This is a genomic window from Streptomyces atroolivaceus (assembly GCF_000717025.1).
GTDB classification, from domain to species: Bacteria; Actinomycetota; Actinomycetes; order Streptomycetales; family Streptomycetaceae; genus Streptomyces; species Streptomyces atroolivaceus.
The window spans coordinates 1-208 of the sequence record NZ_JNXG01000103.1; the positions used below are offsets into that span (position 1 = coordinate 1).

The following is a 208-nucleotide window of genomic DNA, read 5'->3' on the forward strand; positions in this document are numbered from 1 at the left end:
GACCGGCGACGCACTGGACACCGCCGAACTGGACGGGGCGTACTGGTTCCGGAACCTGCGCAGCAAAGTGCGCCTGGCCGAGGTCATCCAGCAACTGGCCTCCCCGGGTGTCGTGTTCGTCGAGGTCAGCGCCCACCCCGTCCTGGTCTCCAGCATCACCGAGACCCTCGGTGACACCGGAGCGGCCGTCGGCACCCTCCACCGCGAC

At 69.7% G+C, this 208-nt stretch carries 1 protein-coding gene; it reads left to right on the plus strand.

Annotated elements, in window-relative coordinates; all coding sequences use genetic code 11:
• On the plus strand, positions 1 to 208 hold a 208-nt coding region (locus tag OO67_RS35605), incomplete at both ends, for an acyltransferase domain-containing protein (RefSeq protein ID WP_033305976.1).